Source organism: Micromonospora sp. NPDC047527 (assembly GCF_040643015.1).
GTDB lineage: Bacteria > Actinomycetota > Actinomycetes > Mycobacteriales > Micromonosporaceae > Micromonospora.
The window spans coordinates 249,429-266,374 of the sequence record NZ_JBEYTK010000001.1 but is presented as its reverse complement, the minus strand read 5'-3'; the positions used below and the strand labels follow the sequence as shown (position 1 = coordinate 266,374).

The 16,946-nt window shown below is 71.9% G+C and carries 13 protein-coding genes; 3 read left to right on the top strand and 10 right to left on the bottom strand.

The window, feature by feature from the left end:
- Positions 1-16: 16 nt before the first annotated feature.
- The 6 genes from ABZ808_RS01090 to ABZ808_RS01065 all read right to left on the bottom strand — a co-directional run bounded on the left by ABZ808_RS01090 (position 17) and on the right by ABZ808_RS01065 (position 10,961).
- Positions 17-2,200, bottom strand: a complete 2,184-nt coding sequence (locus ABZ808_RS01090) for an NHLP family bacteriocin export ABC transporter peptidase/permease/ATPase subunit (protein WP_356999123.1) — start codon at positions 2,198-2,200, stop codon at positions 17-19.
- On the bottom strand, positions 2,197-3,006 hold the full coding sequence (locus ABZ808_RS01085; protein WP_356999121.1) for a hypothetical protein: 810 nt from the start codon (positions 3,004-3,006) through the stop codon (positions 2,197-2,199). The genes ABZ808_RS01090 and ABZ808_RS01085 overlap by 4 nt, the downstream gene beginning before the upstream one ends.
- Entirely contained in the window at positions 3,003-4,457 is a 1,455-nt protein-coding gene (locus tag ABZ808_RS01080) for a SagB family peptide dehydrogenase (RefSeq protein WP_356999118.1), read from the bottom strand. The genes ABZ808_RS01085 and ABZ808_RS01080 overlap by 4 nt, the downstream gene beginning before the upstream one ends.
- Before the next feature lie 52 nt (positions 4,458-4,509).
- Entirely contained in the window at positions 4,510-6,786 is a 2,277-nt protein-coding gene (locus tag ABZ808_RS01075) for a TOMM precursor leader peptide-binding protein (protein ID WP_356999116.1), read from the bottom strand.
- 126 nt (positions 6,787-6,912) lie between these two features.
- Positions 6,913-7,938 (bottom strand): hypothetical protein, encoded by a 1,026-nt coding sequence (locus ABZ808_RS01070; protein WP_356999114.1) that lies wholly within the window; start codon positions 7,936-7,938, stop codon positions 6,913-6,915.
- 152 nt (positions 7,939-8,090) lie between these two features.
- Positions 8,091-10,961 carry an AAA family ATPase gene (locus ABZ808_RS01065; RefSeq protein WP_356999112.1) on the bottom strand — a complete coding sequence of 957 codons (2,871 nt, stop codon included), beginning with the start codon at positions 10,959-10,961 and terminating at the stop codon, positions 8,091-8,093.
- An 826-nt stretch (positions 10,962-11,787) separates the two neighbouring features.
- Here ABZ808_RS01065 and ABZ808_RS01060 point away from each other — a divergent pair.
- Complete coding sequence (locus ABZ808_RS01060) at positions 11,788-12,888, top strand: lytic polysaccharide monooxygenase (protein ID WP_356999109.1); 1,101 nt, start codon at positions 11,788-11,790, stop codon at positions 12,886-12,888.
- 102 nt (positions 12,889-12,990) lie between these two features.
- On the opposite strand, the gene ABZ808_RS01055 is transcribed toward ABZ808_RS01060, so the two are convergent.
- The 3 genes from ABZ808_RS01055 to ABZ808_RS01045 all read right to left on the bottom strand — a co-directional run bounded on the left by ABZ808_RS01055 (position 12,991) and on the right by ABZ808_RS01045 (position 14,336).
- Positions 12,991-13,083 (bottom strand): BBE domain-containing protein, encoded by a 93-nt coding sequence (locus ABZ808_RS01055; protein WP_357002688.1) that lies wholly within the window; start codon positions 13,081-13,083, stop codon positions 12,991-12,993.
- 231 nt (positions 13,084-13,314) lie between these two features.
- The gene (locus ABZ808_RS01050; protein ID WP_356999107.1) at positions 13,315-14,088 is read right to left on the bottom strand and encodes a hypothetical protein; all 774 of its coding nucleotides are present in this window, start codon (positions 14,086-14,088) and stop codon (positions 13,315-13,317) included.
- Positions 14,085-14,336: a hypothetical protein gene (locus ABZ808_RS01045; protein ID WP_356999104.1), complete on the bottom strand. Its 252-nt coding sequence runs from the start codon at positions 14,334-14,336 to the stop codon at positions 14,085-14,087. The genes ABZ808_RS01050 and ABZ808_RS01045 overlap by 4 nt, the downstream gene beginning before the upstream one ends.
- 150 nt (positions 14,337-14,486) lie before the next feature.
- Here ABZ808_RS01045 and ABZ808_RS01040 point away from each other — a divergent pair, with 150 nt between their 5' ends.
- Together ABZ808_RS01040 and ABZ808_RS01035 are read left to right on the top strand one after the other, a co-directional pair.
- Entirely contained in the window at positions 14,487-14,948 is a 462-nt protein-coding gene (locus ABZ808_RS01040) for a hypothetical protein (protein WP_356999101.1), read from the top strand.
- 106 nt (positions 14,949-15,054) lie between these two features.
- On the top strand, positions 15,055-15,804 hold the full coding sequence (locus ABZ808_RS01035) for a helix-turn-helix domain-containing protein (RefSeq protein ID WP_356999098.1): 750 nt from the start codon (positions 15,055-15,057) through the stop codon (positions 15,802-15,804).
- Here the strand turns inward: ABZ808_RS01035 and ABZ808_RS01030 are convergent.
- Positions 15,790-16,926: an acyl-CoA dehydrogenase family protein gene (locus tag ABZ808_RS01030; RefSeq protein WP_356999094.1), complete on the bottom strand. Its 1,137-nt coding sequence runs from the start codon at positions 16,924-16,926 to the stop codon at positions 15,790-15,792. The genes ABZ808_RS01035 and ABZ808_RS01030 overlap by 15 nt on opposite strands.
- Between the last annotated feature and the right edge of the window lie 20 nt (positions 16,927-16,946).

Genomic DNA, 16,946 nt, shown 5'->3' with positions numbered 1-16,946 from the left:
CCTCGGATCGTCGTGGTCAGTGGTCCCGGACCAGGCGCGCGTACGCCCCGTCCCGGGCGACCAGTTGCTCGTGGGTGCCGCGCTCCACCTCTCGACCGCCGTCCAGCACGACGATCAGGTCGCAGTCGCGGACCGTGGACAGGCGGTGGGCCACGATGAGGCAGGTCGCCCCCCGCCGGCGCAGGTGCAGGTCGATCCGGCGTTCGGTCTCGGCGTCCAGCGCGCTGGTGGCCTCGTCGAGCACCAGCACCCGGGGGTTGCGGACGAGCGCGCGGGCGATCTCGAGCCGCTGCCGCTGGCCGCCGGAGAAGTTGCGGGCGTTCTCCCGTACCGGGCTGGCCAGGCCGCCCGGACGGGCCGCGACCTCGTCGTAGAGGCACGCGTCGGACAGCGCGGTGACGACGTCCTCGTCCGCGACCGTGAGGTCCCACATGGTGACGTTGTCCCGGACCGTCCCCTCGAACAGCCGCTGGTCCTGGTCCACGATGGCTACGGTGGCCGCCCAGAGCCCGTCGTCGGCCCCCGGCCGTTCGACGCCGTCCACGGTGACCCGGCCGTTCCACGGACGGTAGAGCCCGGCGACCAGCCGGCCCACCGTCGACTTGCCACTGCCCGAGCGGCCGACGAGCGCCACCCGGGCACCCGGCGGCAGGTCCAGGCTGAAGTTCTCCAGCAGTGGCCGGCCCAGCGGGTTGTAGCCGAAGGTGACCTCCTCGATGCGCAGGTGCCCCTCCATCGGCGTCAACGGTCGGGCGGGTCGATCCCCGGCCGACGGCAGCGGATACTGCTCCACGTCGCGCAGCCGGTTGAGGTCGGCGCTCATGTCCTGCAACCGCGAGCCCAGCGCGGTCAGGCTGCCCAGCGGCCGGTTCATCGCGGCGGCCAGGCTCTGCATGCCGACCAGCACGCCGACGCTCATCGCCTCCGCCATGACCTGCCGGCTGCCCAACCCCAGCAGCACCGCGGTGGTCCCCGAGGCGAGGAACGCCGGCAGGACGGAGAGCACCGCCGTGGGCACCCCCAGCCGCTGCTGACGGGTGGCGACGGTGGCGTGGCGCGCCGCGAACCGGGCCACGGCGCGCTCCTCCTCGCCACCGGCCTTCACCGTCTCGATCATCTGGACCGTGGTGTACACGGTGGTCACCAACTTGCTGCGGTCCGCCTGGAGCCCGGCGACGGCGGTCGACCGGGTCGAGGCGACGTAGCGCAGCACGCTGACGTTCAGCCCGGCGAGGACCACCGCGCACAGTCCGAGCAGCAGGTCGTACTGGCAGAGCAGCACCCCGTACGCCAGCACCAGGCCGGTGTCCACCACGGTGGTGGCCGCCCGGCGGGTGAGCACCTCGGCGACCACCTCGTTACCGCGGACCCGCTGGCTGAGGTCGGCGGCCTGCCGCTGGTCGAAGAAGGTCGGCGGCAGCCGCAGCAGATGTCGGAAGAACCGGGCGGCGCTGGCCAGGGCGAGCGCCGTCTCCGCGCGTACCGTCAGGTGTTGCTGGAGCAGACTGGCCAGGAAGGTCAGCACGGTGGCCACCGCCACCGCCGCCACCAGGCCGGCGAACGCGGCCCGGTCCTCCTGCAGCAGCACCCGGTCGACGAAGACCTTGGCCATCACCGGGATGGTCAGACCGACGACGGCGATCAGCAGCCCGAGCAGCAGCATCTGCGCGATCGCCGAGCCGGGGCCGCGCCACCGCTGCGCCAGCGCCCGGACCATCCGGTAGCGGGTGCCGCCCGGCCGGAACTCCGGGCCGGGCTCCATGGTGAGCGCGATGCCGGTGAAGGCGCCGTCGAACTCCTCCCAGCTCACCGCGCGAGGGCCGGTGGCCGGATCGTTGATGTAGACCTTGCGGCCGAGGCCCTCCAGCACCACGAAGTGCTCGAACCGCCAGAACAGCACCGCCGGCAGCGCCACGGTGGCCAGGCCGGTCAGGTCCATCTGGAAACCCTTGGCCACCATCCCGTACCGGCGGGCGCCCTTGAGCACGGTGGCGGCGGTGGAGCCGTCCCGGCTCACTCCGCACACCCGGCGCAGCTCCTCCAAGGGCACGTGCCGGCCGTGGTGGGCGAGCAGGATCCCGAGTGCGGCGGCGCCGCACTCCACCGCCTCCATCTGGATCAGGGTGGGTGTGCGGACCCGTCGACGCCGGATCCGGGGCAGCTCCGGTGTGCCGGCGGCGGGGATCGGTGGCGCGCTCATCGCCGCAGCAACCAGTCGATCGGGTGCTCCTGGTCCACTGTGAACCAGGCGGTGACCTCGCTGGCCGAGTTGAGCTGGAACGGCGGTGGGGACTTGGTCCAGCGCAGGCCACCCGGGGCGGCCGGGTCGGGCTCCAGGGCGACCGTCACCCGGATCACGCTGCCGCGGGCGAGCAGCCGCCGGACGTCCGGCCCGGTGCCCAGGAAGGCCCGCAACGAGGCCTCGGTCTCCGGGAAGGCGCCGACCATTGTCACCTGACCGGCCAGCGTGCCGAACACGTTGCGCGGTGCCGCCGCGGCGGCCACCTCGACGGGTACGCCGGGTTGCAGCAGCGGCGCAGCGACGGCGGGGGCGTAGACGACGGCCTGCAACGCGTCCCCGGCGGTGTCGAGTCGTTCCAGGTCGGCCAGGTGCGTGCCCGGGGTGACGATCTCGCCCTCCGAGACCAGCCAGGCCACGACGTACGCGTCACCCGGCGCGTTCTCCACCCGCACCTTGCCGTCCATCGTGCGGAGGCTGTAGAGGGGGGTTCCCTTGGTCACCCGCTGGTGCGGTGACGCCCACACCTTGGTGACCTGACCGCTGTCGAGCGCGTCGAGGGCGGAGATCCCGTTGGAATGGATCAGCACCCCGGCCGCCTCGACGGTCCGGGGCACCACCGTACGCACCGACCAGACACCCGCGGCGACCACGACGATGACCAGCGCCGTGGTGGCCAGCCAGTTCGGCACGGTGGTCAGCCGGACCGCCCGGTCCAGTTGCTCGGGCGCCTCCAACTGGCGCAGTGCCTGCCGCCGGAACTTCATGGCTGACCCCCCGCCCCGGCGGCGCAGCGCGAGCCGAGCAGGAAGTCGGCCACGCTCGGCTCGACCAGCGGATCGAGCCCGGACAACTCGGCGAAGGCCTGGGAGTCCCCGGCGCCGAGGGCGCACGGCGCCAACCCCATGGCGGTGGCGACGAGATACATCTGCTGGGTCAGCACACCCGCGTCCTTGAGAATCATGGCGTAGCTCATCCCTTCGTACTTCCACATCAGCCGCTGAACCCGGGCGGTGACCACCAGGACCGTCTGCGGCGGCCGGGCCATGGCGCCGGCCGCCCGGGCGTACGCCAGCAGCCGGTCGGCGGCGGCTCCCCAGCCGGCGACCGGCTCCAGCCGGTGCCCGACCGCGTCGTAGTGGTAGAGCCCGGGGTCGAGCCCGGCGCAGCGCGCGACCAGCGGGTAGATCTCCAGCTCGTAGACCCCGCCGCCGCCCGGGTAGGGCCGGTGGCCGACCTCCTGCCCGCCGGCCTCGCCGACGGCGGTGGTGTGCTGCGACCGGTGCAGGAACTCCGCCAGCCGCTCCAGGGGCAGCGGCGCGGTGTCGTCGTGTTCGCGTACGCTGCGCCGGTCCGCGACGACCTGACTGAACGCGGGGTCCGCCTTGGCGATCGTCGCCAGGTCCGGCAGCGGCAGCTCGATCGTCCGGCCCCCGTCGTACTGGCGGCGCAGCGGTTGCGGGGCGAAGCGCTCCCGCATCCGGTAGGTGCCGCCCACCGGCAGCGCGTGCCGGCCGGCCCGGGAGCGGTGGTGCAGTCGCAGTTCCTCCGGCGACCAGTAGGCCAGCGGCGCGTCGTCGCGCTCCGCCTCGAACTCGGCGTCGGTGACCAGGATCCGAGCGGTGGCCAGCTCGTCGAGCACCCGGCCGGCGGCCTCCGGCGGCACGCCGAGCGTGCGGGCCACCGTGTCTCCTCCGACGCCCGGCACGGCGGCGGCCAGCACCGCGCCGAGGGCGGGATCGGCGCAGCCGACGGCGAGGGTGCTCAGCGGTGACGCGGCCACCAGCATGGCCCGTTCGTGCTGGAGGGTGGCGAAGCGGGAGAGCCGGTAGCGGGCCCCCGGGGTGTGCGGGCGGCTCTCCGGCAGACTGCCCCGACCCAGGCCGGTGGGCACCAGGTCGAGCAGCGCCCGGTCGTCGACCTGCACGCGACGCTCCAGCCAGGAGTGGGCGAGCAGCCTGCGCAGCAGCAACTGCGCTGGCAGAACCCGACTCTCCCCCTCCAGGCCGCTGATCAGTCGACCGACCTCGACGTCGCTGACCCAGTCGGCGGCGAGCCGCAGCAGCAGCGCCCGCCGGCCCATCCCCGGTTGCTCCAGGGTGAGCTGGAAGCGGGTCTGCCGCAGGGTCAGCGAGCCGTCCTCGCCGAGCCGCAGTTCCGCGTCGCGGCGCAGTCGGTACGAATCCTGGATCGGCGGACCGCCGACGGAGCCGCTCATGACGACCGCCGACCGACCGGGTCCCCCACGGTGGTCATCTGCGCACCTCTCGCTAGAAGAAAACGTTCAGCGGATTGGCCGACGCCTCGTCGGCGGCCAGCGGGCCCCGGCCGAGGCGAGCCGGCACGTCCCACAGCCGGCCGGGACCGAGCCGGCGCCAGAAGTGCCGCAGGCCCGGCACGACGACCTTCACCACCGCCAGGTCGACATCCGGACGGGACTGGTCGACGACGATCACCTCCAGGCCGGCCCGCTCCGCCCGGCGTACGCACCGACGCACGTCGTCCCCGACATCGCCGGTGGTCAGCGCCGGGTGGTCCGCGGCGGTGCTCGGTGCGCGGGTGGGGTCCGGAGACAGCCACGGCTGGTCGGCCACCCGCACCGTGCCGAACCAGCGCGCGGTGTCCGGATCGTTGACGCCGTACCGGTTGCGCGCGGAGGTGGGTCCGGGAACGGCGGGCAGGAACTGGTTCACCTCGGTGAGCGCCCGGGTCAGCGCGACCCGCGCGTCCAGGTGCGCGCCGAAGCCGACCAGGACGTCCTCCGGCCCTCCGTCGGCCCGCCGGGACACCGCGGCGAACGTGGGTACGCCGAGGTCGGCGGTCAGGTCGAGGGCCCACAGCTCGCGGCCCAGGGCGGTGGCGTGGTGGTCGACGCAGGCGGCGGTCCACGGGTCACCGAACGAGGCGAGGTCCACCCCGGGCATCCGGGAGCGGTGGTACCACCACAGGGCCACGCTGTCGCGCTCCACGAGTTCGCAGAAGCCCTGCAGGATCGCCTCGGACAGGTTGCCGCCGGCCGCGCAGCCGTTCGAGTCGGCCGAGCACACCCCGAGCCCGGCCAGCTCCGGATGCCCGTACCAGCAGTGCGCGGCGGGCAACTCGCGCGCTGTCTGGCGGGTCAGCGACCAGCCCGTGGTCCAGTCCAGCTCCACGTCGTCCGGCAGCGGGCGGGGAACGCGGTGCAGGTGGCCCAAGTCGCGGTTGAGCCGTTCCCGGTCGGCGTACTGGCGTTTCGAGAACAGCAGCAACTCCCGCAGGTGCACCGCGCGGTCCGGGCCGAGCTGCTGGTAGGTCGCCCGGTGCACCGGGCGGTCGCCGCGCCACACCCCGCAGTAGCGCTCCACCGCCTCCCCGATCGCGCTCATCCGGGCGTGCAGGTCGGTCCGGCCCTTGCCGCCGCTCTGCCCACGCAGGTTGCGGCGCAGAGCGGCGAGCTGGCGGGGCTGGGCGAAGTTGTGCCCGGCCGAGTACGTGTGGGTGACGCCGTTGTCGGTCGCCTCCAGCGGGGTCAGCCGGCTCACCACACCCAGGTACCGGCTGACGTGGTGGGCGAGCGCGGCGTACGCCTCGGCGGGCTCCCGGGTGCGGGAGTCCTCGGCCCGGCTGGGCTGGGCGCCGCTCGGTGGCAGGTCGATCCGGGGCTCGGCCTTGCCGACGAGGTCCGGGTCGCCGCAGGCGGGGCACTGCGGCTGGCGTACCAGCTGGTGGCTCTCCGTGCTCAGGTCCCGGGTGTCCAGGGCGACCATCCGGCCGGTGAGTCGGGGCGACGTTCCCCGTACGGCGAGCACGGCGAGTTCGGCGGCGAGCAGTCCCGCTGCCATGGTGGCCAGTCCGGGCAGGACCGCCCGGCCGGGCTGCGGCAGCGGACCGGCCAGGTCCTGCCCGCCGAGAAAGGCGTTCACCTGCTCGTTCTCCTGCCAGCGTTGCCGCAGGCAGACCCAGCAGCCGGTGCGGCCGGGCACCAGGTGCGGGCCGAGGAAGACGACGTTGCCGTGCGGCCGGGCCAGGGTCCACGCGCGGCCGGCCGCCAGGTGACGATCGTTGATCAGGGCCAGCCGGGGGTCGAGCATCGACGACGGCAGCACCAGCACCTGGGCGGTGCCTGGGTCGGGGTCCGGTCCCGCCGGCCCGACCACCGTCACGGCGAGCCCGAGTGCCCGCAGCGCGTCGGCGGTCTCGGCCACCCGGGGCGCGCCGAGGTCCACGATGGTGACCGGGCCTCCGGCCATCCACCGTTGCCCGGCCTCCGGCGGAACACCCCGGGCGTCCCAGCCGGCGGCCTCGGCCGGCGAGGTGTGCGCCGGACCGGACACCAGCAGGCCGTGGTCGCGCAGCCGGGCGAGGGCGGCTGCGACGGCGGCGACCGGGTGCCGGGTGGCCAGCCGGGCCACCACGTCGGCCAGCGGCGCGGCGCCGTCGAGCTGGTCGGCCAGGTCCGCGGCGACCGGATCGTCGACGAGCAGGCTGCGGGTCTCCCCCAGCACCACGAGCGGACCGTCGGGCAGCCGCACCGGTACGTAGTCCGATCGGAAACGCGGACGCCACATGGTTCCTCCCGAGCCTGCTGGACCGCCAGCTCCGCCGGCGATCACCGCTGCTGCCATCGTCGCGGTCCGCAGCGTCCGATCCCGAGTGATGCCACCGGTTTCTGCCGTCGGCCGCCTCCGGCCCGGTCAGCTGGCGGTGACAGTCAGCGCGGTGTCGTTGAGCCCCAGCACCGATGTGCCGGTGGCCTGCGCCGGTACGAGCAGCAGGAAGGTCTCCACCCGCGTGACCCGGATGGACTTTCCGCTGACGTCCTCGCGGTGACCGGTGGCGATCAGATCCGGGCTCTGCGGCACCATCCGGACGGTGGCCGGGCCGCCGGGCGCCGGGCGCAGCGTGTCGGTGGCGTGGATCGTCAGGAAGGTCAGCGTGCCGGTCGGCACCGCGACCGCGCAGTCCGACCACTCCGCGCGGTCCATCGTCCGCTGCACCGCCGCGCCGACGCCGGCGAGCTGCTGCCCGTAGACCTCCCAACCGCCGGCGAACTGGCCGTCGAGCAGCGGGCTCGACGCGACGAGGGACCGATTGCTCGTCGTGGACCCGATGCTGCGGGCGAACACCTCGGCGGCGAGTGCCCGCCGGCTGGTCTCGTCCAGGGCGGTGCCGCCCTCCGTGGCCGGCCGGCCGTCGATGCTCCGGGCGACCACCAGCGACGGTTGGGTGACCTGGACGTTGTGGCTGAGCTTCCACTGGCCGTCGGCACCGAGCACGAACTGGCTGACGTCGGTGGGCGCCAGCTCCGAGCCGGCCAGCCTGAGGGTGGCCGTGACGAGGAAGCAGGCCGGGTCGCCGGGCGGCACCGCGAACGCCGGGTTGATGTGCTGAAAAGACGGTTGCGGACGTTGGTTGTAGGCGGCCCGGCGGACTGCGGCGATGCTCAGGTCCAGCGAGGGCGACACCTCCTGGGTCCGCAGCGCCTCGACGTCACCGGCCACCGAGGCGGCCGAGTCGGCCTGGTCGAAGGCGGTGAGCACCAGCGCGGCCCGGTCCCGACCGAAGGTGGCCGAACCGTCGGGCTCCGGGGTGGCCGCGTCCACCGGCTCGCCGCCACAACCGGTCAGCACGAGCAGCGCCACCGCGGCGGCGGCGAACGGCATCGCCGGCACCGGCGCGGCGGGGGTACGCGGGCTCCTGACGGATCTTCTGCCCAGCATCTCGTCCTCCATCCACCACCCGGTACACGGGAATCGCGCCCGATGCATTCGAGTATGTGAGCGGCCGTCGGGCCACACCGGTGCCGGCGCGGCCTCGTGCTGCACGGCCTGTCGGCGTTGCACCAAACGACGTCATCCGGCCCGGATCGCGGTCACCGTTCGGTGTCATCGAGCCGAGCGACCCAGGCGACCAGACCCGACCGGGAGGCGACGCCCGCCTTGCGGTAGATCCGGGTCAGGTGCGCCTCCACCGTGCGGGGGCTGATGTTCAACTGCCGCCCGATCAGCCGGCTGGTGACCCCGGTCGCCGCCAGCCGCGCGATGTGCCATTCCCGGTCGGTCAGGGCGGCGACCTCGCGCGGGCCGACCGGACGGGCCAGGCGCAGGCCGACCCGTTCCGTCCCGCACCACCGGGCCAGTTCCAGCGCCCGGCGGCGGGCCCGCGCCGCCGCCCCGACCTGGCCCGCGGCTTCGGCCGCCCGGGCCAGCGAGGCCAGCGCAAGGCTGCGCCGTAGGGCCATCCCGCCAGAGCGGAACAGATCAACCGCGGCTTCCAGGTGGAGCAGCGCCGCCGGGATCTCGCCGCGGGCGAGCAGCACCTCGCCGTACGCCGACTCGGCGAAGCCCCGCTGCCCGGCAAGACCGACCTGGTCCGCCTCGGCCATCGCCCGTCGCGCCTGCCGCTCGGCGTCGGCCACCTCGCCCGCGGCGAGCGCGGCGGCGCAGAGCAGCTCGTACCACATCGGCCGGAGGGTGCTCTGGAGACGGCTCAGCCGGCTGTCGCCACCTGCTGAGTGCACCAGTTCGGCGCAGGTCGCCGGATCACCGGACAGCAGTGCCGCGGTCGCCAGCGCCATCGCGGCGGTACGACCGCACCAGGTGGCGAGGTCGGGGGCGATTCCCATGGCGCTGCGGGCCAGCGCGACCGCCCGGTCGTCGTCGCGAGGGCCACCACGCCACGCCGTCGCCTCCGCCTCGAACGCCAGGGCGAAGCTCAGCAGGTCCCGACTGCCGATGCGCCGGGCGACGATGCCCGCCTCGGTGGCCAGGCCGATGGCGGTGGCCAGCTGACCGCCGTGATAGGCCACCTGACTGCGACCGAGCAGCAGCAGGCACAAACCGTCGTCGCGGTGCGCGGCGCGGACGAGCGCCAGCCCTCGGTCGAGGTGCCGCGTCGCGTCGGCCTGGCGTTCGAGGTACAACTCGGTCAGGCCGAGCGCGGTGAGGCAGTCGGGGTGGTCCCGCACGTCCCGGTCCGGCAGCGAGTCGACGATCCGGACGCCGGCGTCGAGCAGACCCCGGGCGTCGTCGAGTGCGCCGTCGTGCACGGCGGCCAGGCTGCGGATGGCCAGTAGACCGGCCCGGTCCCCGCCGAGTTCTCCGGTGAGCGCGTCGGGCAGCCCGACCACCGGGCGGCCGGCCAGGATGCCGGCGGCGCCGATCTCGGCGGCGAGTCGGTAGCCGCCGGTCGGCCCGGTTGCGGCCGGCAGGGCGGCCAGCTCACGCCGGCTGATCGCCGCCGCCTCCGCGTAGTTGCCGAGCAGGCGTTCCACGCGCGCCCAGAGAGCTACCGCGTGGGCTCGCCCTCCCTCCGGGTCGGCCGGGAACAGCGGCACGATCTCCTGGAGCAGGGCCCTGCTCTCGGCCAGGTTGCCGGCCTCCCCGGTGATCTGGGCCAGCGCGAGTGACACGTCTCGGCGACGCTGCGTCGAACCGGCCGTCGGCCGTAGCGCCCGCAGCGCCAGCCGCAGCCAGCGGATGGCCAGGTCGGGTGTCTCGCGTCGGATCTCCTGGGCGGCCCGGCAGAGCACGTCGACGCAGCTGTCGGCCCAGCGGCCGTTCGGCACGGCGAGCAGGCGCTCCGCGAAGCGGGCCCGGTCCGCAGGTGGCGCGCCCAGATCGACCAGCGCGGTGAGCGCCCGCGCACAGGCCTCCACCCGCCACGCCGGGTCGGTGTCCTCGGCGACCGCCATCCGCAGCACCGGGTGTCGGAAGGCGAACCGTCCGGTGCCGGGGACGCGGCGGATCAGGTCGAGCCGGGCCAACCGCCAACTGGCCTCGACCGCCAGTGACACCGGGACCTGCGCGACCTCGGCGAGCAGGTCCGCCGCGAAGGGCGCATCGACGATCGCCCCGGCCCGCAGGCAGGCAAGCTCGACCGACGGCAGGCCCGCCCAGTCGCGGCGAAGCACGGCCACCGCCGCATCGGACAACCGGGCGCCCTGCGCCGCACGGATCGGGTCGGCGCTGTCGGATGTGGGGCCACCCGGCAGCGCCGCGAGGTAACCGGGGTTGCCGCCTGTCACGTCGTATCGGGCGCGCAACTCCGCCGGGTCGACGTGGGGGTGCAGAAGCGCGACATCGGCCAGGCCGAGAGGGCGGAGTTCGATCCGATCGCGTGGCGACGGGTCCGCATCGGCGTGTTCGTGGGGATCTGGTGGACCGAACGGCATCGGGGTCGCCATCTGCCGCGGGCGGTAGACGAGCACGAGCAGCAGTGGGGCGGGCACCGGATATCGCAGGAGGTGGGCGATCAGACCGGTGGAGGAGGCGTCCGCCCAGTGCAGGTCGTCGAGGACCAGCACCAGACCGTCCCGCGCCGCCAGGCCGATCAGCCGGCGGGCCAACTGGTAGGTCCGGAACCGCCGGGCGTCCGACGCCCGCGCCGGCGACGGTGGCACCGCGTCGGCGGACTCCGCCCAGGTCTCCGTGGTGGATCGCCCGGCGCGCAGCCCGCGTCGGCGTGGCTGCCCCTCGGTGAAGGCGTGTCGGAACACGTGGAAGGGAACGCCTCGTTCATCCGGCGCGCAGGTCCCGATGGCCCATGCGACGGTGGGGACGCACCGCTCCAGGGCCTCGCGGACGAGCCGGGTCTTGCCGATGCCCGGCTCCCCCACCACCTCGCACACCATCTGCCGGCCGCGGTTCAGCGCGGCGGCCTGGGCTCTCCCGATACGCGCCAACTGTGGTCGCCGCCCGACGAAGCGCGGGTCTGTTGCCGCATTTTCCAGCCCAGTTGTCATCACGCAGATCAGACGCTTTCCGGCACACTCAAAGGGGATTGGTCGCACTATACCGGAGCACCGTCAGATGTCGAAGATGTTAAATGCGGTTGGTTGCCATTTCGCCAGACGAGGCCGGGGCAGAGGTTTTTTTCGGCATCGGGCCACAACCCGCAGAAAGGTACCGGTCACCAAAATGCCGGAACGATATCCCTGAAACCCAATAAATCACCCCTCGCCAACCCGGGTCCAGCCACCTTCCGAGCAGGTCGGGGCCACCGCAGGGCTTCTGTACGGATCCAGCCTGACCTGAACGACCATCGGAGAGGACACCCGCCCGATAACACCAGAATCACGAACGCCTATACGAACCACCCGAAGCGGTCATATCTCTACCGCACCATCACCCTGACGATCAGAGCACTTATGACGAGCCTCCCGGTTGGATAAGTCCGCCCGAACGGCCGTCGACGCGACTACTGTCATAACATTCCCATGAGCCATCGACACGGCGGCGGAGCCAATCGGCGATATCGTCGCCGCGCGAGGGCTGGCCACCCTTCTACAGATCGATCAGCGTTTCGTTGACACGTTGCGCAATGTCCGGGACCTCGCGACGCGGGTCGGTGACCACCCCACGCTCCCCGACGGCCGTTGGCCGAAGCCCTGCGCGGGCAGAGCCTGTCAGGCGTGCGGCACGGCAGGTGGGAGACGTCGACACGACCAATCGAGCAGAGGTTGAACCGTGACCGGTGCCGGTTCGTCATGCACGTGTCGGATCGATGGCACCACACAGAGGGGAATCACCGTGCGGGTTCTAGTCCCCAACCTCAGGAAAGCGATACTCGTGGGCGGCGCGCTCGTGCTGCTGGCCGCCTCGGGCGTGCTCCTGGCGGTCAGCTTCGACGACCGCGGTGCTCGCGCGCACGGCTCCGTCCAGGCGCCGGTCAGCCGGGCGTACACCTGCTATCTGGAACTGACGGCGGCGGCACTGTCTCCCGCGTGTCAGGCCGCGTTGGATCGGGGCGGCTCTCAGGCTTTCTACGACTGGAACGGCATCAACCGGGGCCACGCCGGCGGCGAGCACCGCCTCATCCCCGACGGGCAGTTGTGCAGCGCCGGAAACGCGCCCTTCGCCGGCTTCGACCTGCCCCGCGCCGACTGGCCGGCCACGACGCTCGCGGCCGGTGCGAGCTACGAGTTCCGTTGGCGCGCGACCGCGCCGCACAAGGGCGGATTCGAGTTCTACCTCACCCGTCCGGGATACGACCCGAAGCAACCGTTGCGTTGGTCCGACCTGGACTCGCAGCCGTTCCTCGCGGTCGACGAGCCGCCGTTGATCGACGGTTCCTACGTCATGCGCGGCACGCTTCCGACCGGCCGGACCGGCCGCCACCTCATCTACACCGTCTACCAGCGCACCGACAGCCCGGAGGCGTTCTACGCCTGCTCCGACGTGGTCTTCGGCGGTCAGGATGGCGGCCCGGCGCAGCCCCCGCCGCACGAGGAGCACACCGAATCGCCGTCGCCCACGCCGGTTGCGCACGGTAACCATGGTGACGCGGGCCAGCAGCACGGTGGCCACCACGAGCAGGGCGCAGGGGGCGGTCACACCCCGGGGCAGCGCCTGGCGCAGAGTGTCGTCGCTCCGTGGCAACCGGGCACCGCCTACGCGGTCGGTGCCCGGGTCAGCCACAACGGCCAGGTCTACGTCTGCCGGCAGGCCCACACCACCCAGCCCGGCTGGGAGCCGCCGCTGGTCGCGGCGCTCTGGTTGGCCGAGTCCAGTGCCGGCGCGACATCCGGCCAGTGGCAGCCGCAGACGGCGTACCCGGTTGGCGCGCTCGTCACCTTCGACGGTCGTCGCTACGTCGCCCGCCAGGGGCACGTCGCCCAACCCGGCTGGGAGCCGCCGAACGTCCCCGCCCTGTGGCATCCGCAGTCCTGAACCGCTGACGCCGGTGTCCTGCACTCCCTCCCGGGAGACTCGGACACCGGCGTTCGTGCGCGGATTCACCCCGTGGCAGGCGACGATCCGCCGGTGGTTTCGTCAGGCGTCGTCCGCCGACGGGTCGATGGCGAAGTTGTCGCGGAACAGGCCGGTCGGGTCCCACCGGCGTTTGAGATCCCGGAGCCGCCGCAGGTGATCGGGCGGAAGGCGCGTGCCAGAGCCTCCGGGCCGGTGCCGCGATCAGGAAGTTGGCGTCGCGCCAGGCGTACGCCGTGGCGTCCGTGGCGGTGGCGGCCACGGCACCCCCCGCAGACTTGTCGCCCAGCGTTGGGACGACGGCGCGGACGCGCCGGACTGACCTCCGGCGCGTCCGCGCCCGTGCTCCATCATGTGGACCAACTGCTTGATTAGGACCGAACGTGGCTATCGCCGTATCCCGCTCGAGCTCTGGCCCCCGGGCCGTCCTCTGGCCGGTCGTGTCGGGGAGTCGGCCTCGTTGATCTTGGCGACCGTCGGGGTGGAAGGTGTTCGCGGTGACTGACGGAGACGCGCTGCGGCAGCTACGGAGGACGGCGCGGGTTGGTTGCTCTGGTTGCTCTGGTTGTTCTGGAGTGCGGCTTGGTGAAAACGTTCGTAGTAGTCGCGATACCTCTCGTTGGTGTTGCTGGTCAGCCACAAGCCGTTGGACATCTGCATGCGGCAGAAGAACTCGCCTGCTCGAGTGACGTTGGCAAAATTGGGCTGACCTCTCGAAGGCGTGACAATATTGCGGTAGCTGTGTCTGAAATCCCCGAAATTGCGCGGAGCGGGATATCGCCGACCCGTCTGCATATGTATCACGAAAGCCGCAGCATGGGCCCGCGCTTCCTCGCCAAGCATATTTGGCACGTAGCCGTCCTGGCCCGGCCAGGATCTTTCGCCGCCCACGTACGCTCGCACGTGGTAGATCTCGTGCGCGGCCGCAGGAAGTAGGTCTTCGAGGTTTTCGTTCCGGTCGAGCCACATGTGTTCATTGTTGGCGTAGGTACCGCGATCAGACCAATAAAAGGTCACGTCGGTGTTGGAATTCCAGATCTCGCCGAGGATTTCCGCTCCCCGTTCTGATTCCATCAGATAGCCGAGAATGTAGTCGCGCGTCTGCTGGTCGGCCTCGGTGCCGACCACGCGGCTAGCGACGGTATGGGGGTCGGCGGTCACCTCGGGCCACCGCTTTCAGTGTGGGCAATGGTGACCGAGCCGGATTGCCGGTCGACGGCGACTCGAAACAGCGGGGGGTGGGACGCGTTGACAACCAGAAGGTCGTAGACATCCTGCTTTGAGTCCTCGTCGACGCGCTTGCGGAGCAAGAACGATCCCGGAGCGGCAACAAGCGCGATAAGTTCCGCGTCTCCGGATGCTGCGGCTGCGGCACGGACCGCTTCCTCTGTCGGCCTTTCAGTGAACACGCTTCTTCATCCTTCTCGCGGAGTGGTCGCTTCTAATCGATCGCGACTTCATTCCAGAACATTCGGTCCGGACATTCCGATACGTAACCGCTCCTCGGGCGCCACAACGCCGACTCTAACCCACCCGCGAGCCGCTTCTGCGGCTCCAGGATGGAGGTATATCGGCAGGACGCTTGCGTAGTCGGTCGACCGTCCGATCTGGACCTCCGACGCGGACGAGTTGATGGCCGAGCTCCCCCGGCACGACGGCGTCCGGTACCAGGGCCTGGTGATGAACCGCCGGGGCTTGGACCGATCGCCGACACCATCGGGGTGGCCGTACCCTCCGCCGTCACCAGTCGGCTGGCGCTCGCCCGGGAGATCTCCGAATCCCGCACACCGCTGCGGTTGCACCTGCACGACACCCGGCACGCCGGCGTGGCCAACGCCGTCGCGGCGGTCCAGGCGGGCGTCACCGCCCTCGACGCGATCCTCGTCTACCTCTTCAACCGGATGGGGCAGCCCACCGGCCTGGACCTGGCGGAGCTCACCTCGGCCGTGTCCTGGCTGGAAGGAAGGCTCGGCAGTCAACTCCCGGGTGCCCTGCTCCGGGCGGGAGGCTTCCCCGCCTGAGCCTGGTCCGACGCCGGGCCGCCGAGCCGCCGTACTCGAAGTTGCGGGTTCGTGGTTGGTACCGTGATGCACGAAGTGCGTCACCGTATCTCACGAGAGGGCAGCCATGGCCCGGAGCGCATCCGCGAACGCACCGTCCCCCGGGCTGTCCGAGGCAGGTCACGACGGGCACACCGCGCAACCGCTGCTGCCCGCGCTGGGGGTCGCGTCCGGCCCGGACTCGCTGCTGGAACGCGCGTTCACCGATGCGCTGGAGCGCGCGGACGACAGCGACGAGGTCACCGCACGGCTTCTCGACGCCGCCTACGAGCAGTTCTGCCGCATGGGCATCCGGCGGTCCACCATGGAGGACGTGGCCCGCCGGGCCGGCGTCTCCCGGATCACCGCGTACCGCCGGTTCGCCACCAAGGACAGGCTGGTCGAGCAGGTGGTCCGGCGGGAGTTCCGTCGCTACTTCGACCAGTTCCTCCTCGACATCCAGCAGGCGGCGACCGTCGGCGACCGGGTGGTGCTGGGCTTCGTCAGCGCGTTGCAGGCTTTCCGCCGCAACCCGCTGATCGGGGGGCTGATGACCGCCGAACCGGACGCGGTCATCCCCTCGATGACCAGCGACGGCGGGCGTACGCTGGCCACGGTGCAACGGTTCGTCGCCGGCCAACTCCGCCGCGAGCAACGCGCCGGCACCATCTCCGAGACGGTGGACGTCGAGGTGGTGGCCGAGTTGATGACGCGCCTGTCCTGCTCCTTCCTCGTCACTCCCAGCGTCGTCGTCGACCTCGACGACGCCGACCAACTGCGTGCCGTGGCCCGGCGGTTCCTCGTGCCCATGCTGGAGTGCGACTCACAGGCCAAGTGACCTGCCGATCACCTCCTTCATGATCTCGGTGGTGCCGCCGTAGATCGTCTGGACGCGGGCGTCCAGGTACGCCTTGGCCACCGGATATTCGCGCATGTAGCCGTAGCCGCCGTGCAACTGGAGGCAGCGGTCGACGGTGCGGTGTTGCAGTTCGGTGCACCACCATTTCGCCATCGCCGCCGTCTCCGCCGTGAGGGCGGGCTCGACCAGGCACTGGTCGACGAAGACCCGGCCGAGGCGCAGTTCGGTGGCGAGTTCGGCCAGCACGAACCGGTTGTGCTGGAAGCTGCCGATGGGGCGGCCGAACGCCTCGCGCTGCTTGCAGTACGCGAGGGTCTGCTCGAACACCGTCTCGGCACCGGCGAGCGCCGCGACGGCGATCGACAGCCGCTCGAAGGGCAGGTTGCGCATCAGGTAGGCGAAGCCCTGCCCCTCGACGCCGAGGAGATTGGCCGCCGGCACCCGGACGTCGGCGAAGAACAGTTCGGCGGTGTCCTGCGCCTTCTGCCCGATCTTGTCGAGGTTGCGGCCGCGCTCGAAGCCGTCCATGCCCCGCTCGACCACCAACAGGCTGATCCCCCGGTGCCCCGCGCCCGGATCGGTGCGCGCCACGACGATGACCAGGTCGGCCAGGATGCCGTTGCTGATGAAGGTCTTCTGCCCGTTGAGGACGTAGGTGTCCCCGTCGCGGACCGCGGTGGTCGTGATGCCCTGTAGGTCGCTGCCGGCACCGGGTTCGGACATGGCGATCGCGGTGATGATGTCACCGGAGCAGAAGCCGGGCAGCCACCGCTGCTTCTGCTCGTCGTTGGTCAGGTCGGTGAGGTACGGCCCGATGATGTCGTTGTGCAGGCCGAACGCCGGCCCGCTCGCGCCCGCGCGGGCCAACTCCTCGGTGAGGACGGCGCTGAAGCGCCGGTCCGTCACCCCTCCGCCGCCGTACCGCTCGTCGACGGAGAAGCCCAGCAGGCCGGCGGCGCCGGCGGCCCGCCACAGGCCGCGGTCGACGATGCCGTCGGCTTCCCAGCGGTCGTGGTGCGGCGCGATCTCCTTGTCGATGAAGGCGCGCACCAGTTCGGTGAACGCGAGGTGGTCGTCGGAGAAGATGGTGCGGTTCGCCATGTACGTCAGCTCCTTGCTCC

Bases quoted from the DNA above. Each gene is read 5' to 3' on its own strand.
- ABZ808_RS01070 (WP_356999114.1), bottom strand. From the start codon at position 7,938: ATGCTGGGCAGAAGATCCGTCAGGAGCCCGCGTACCCCCGCCGCGCCG.
- ABZ808_RS01065 (WP_356999112.1), bottom strand. From the start codon at position 10,961: ATGACAACTGGGCTGGAAAATGCGGCAACAGACCCGCGCTTCGTCGGG.
- ABZ808_RS01035 (WP_356999098.1), top strand. From the start codon at position 15,055: ATGGCCCGGAGCGCATCCGCGAACGCACCGTCCCCCGGGCTGTCCGAG.
- ABZ808_RS01090 (WP_356999123.1), bottom strand. From the start codon at position 2,200: ATGAGCGCGCCACCGATCCCCGCCGCCGGCACACCGGAGCTGCCCCGG.
- ABZ808_RS01040 (WP_356999101.1), top strand. From the start codon at position 14,487: ATGGAGGTATATCGGCAGGACGCTTGCGTAGTCGGTCGACCGTCCGAT.
- ABZ808_RS01085 (WP_356999121.1), bottom strand. From the start codon at position 3,006: ATGAAGTTCCGGCGGCAGGCACTGCGCCAGTTGGAGGCGCCCGAGCAA.
- ABZ808_RS01075 (WP_356999116.1), bottom strand. From the start codon at position 6,786: ATGTGGCGTCCGCGTTTCCGATCGGACTACGTACCGGTGCGGCTGCCC.
- ABZ808_RS01030 (WP_356999094.1), bottom strand. From the start codon at position 16,926: ATGGCGAACCGCACCATCTTCTCCGACGACCACCTCGCGTTCACCGAA.
- ABZ808_RS01080 (WP_356999118.1), bottom strand. From the start codon at position 4,457: ATGAGCGGCTCCGTCGGCGGTCCGCCGATCCAGGATTCGTACCGACTG.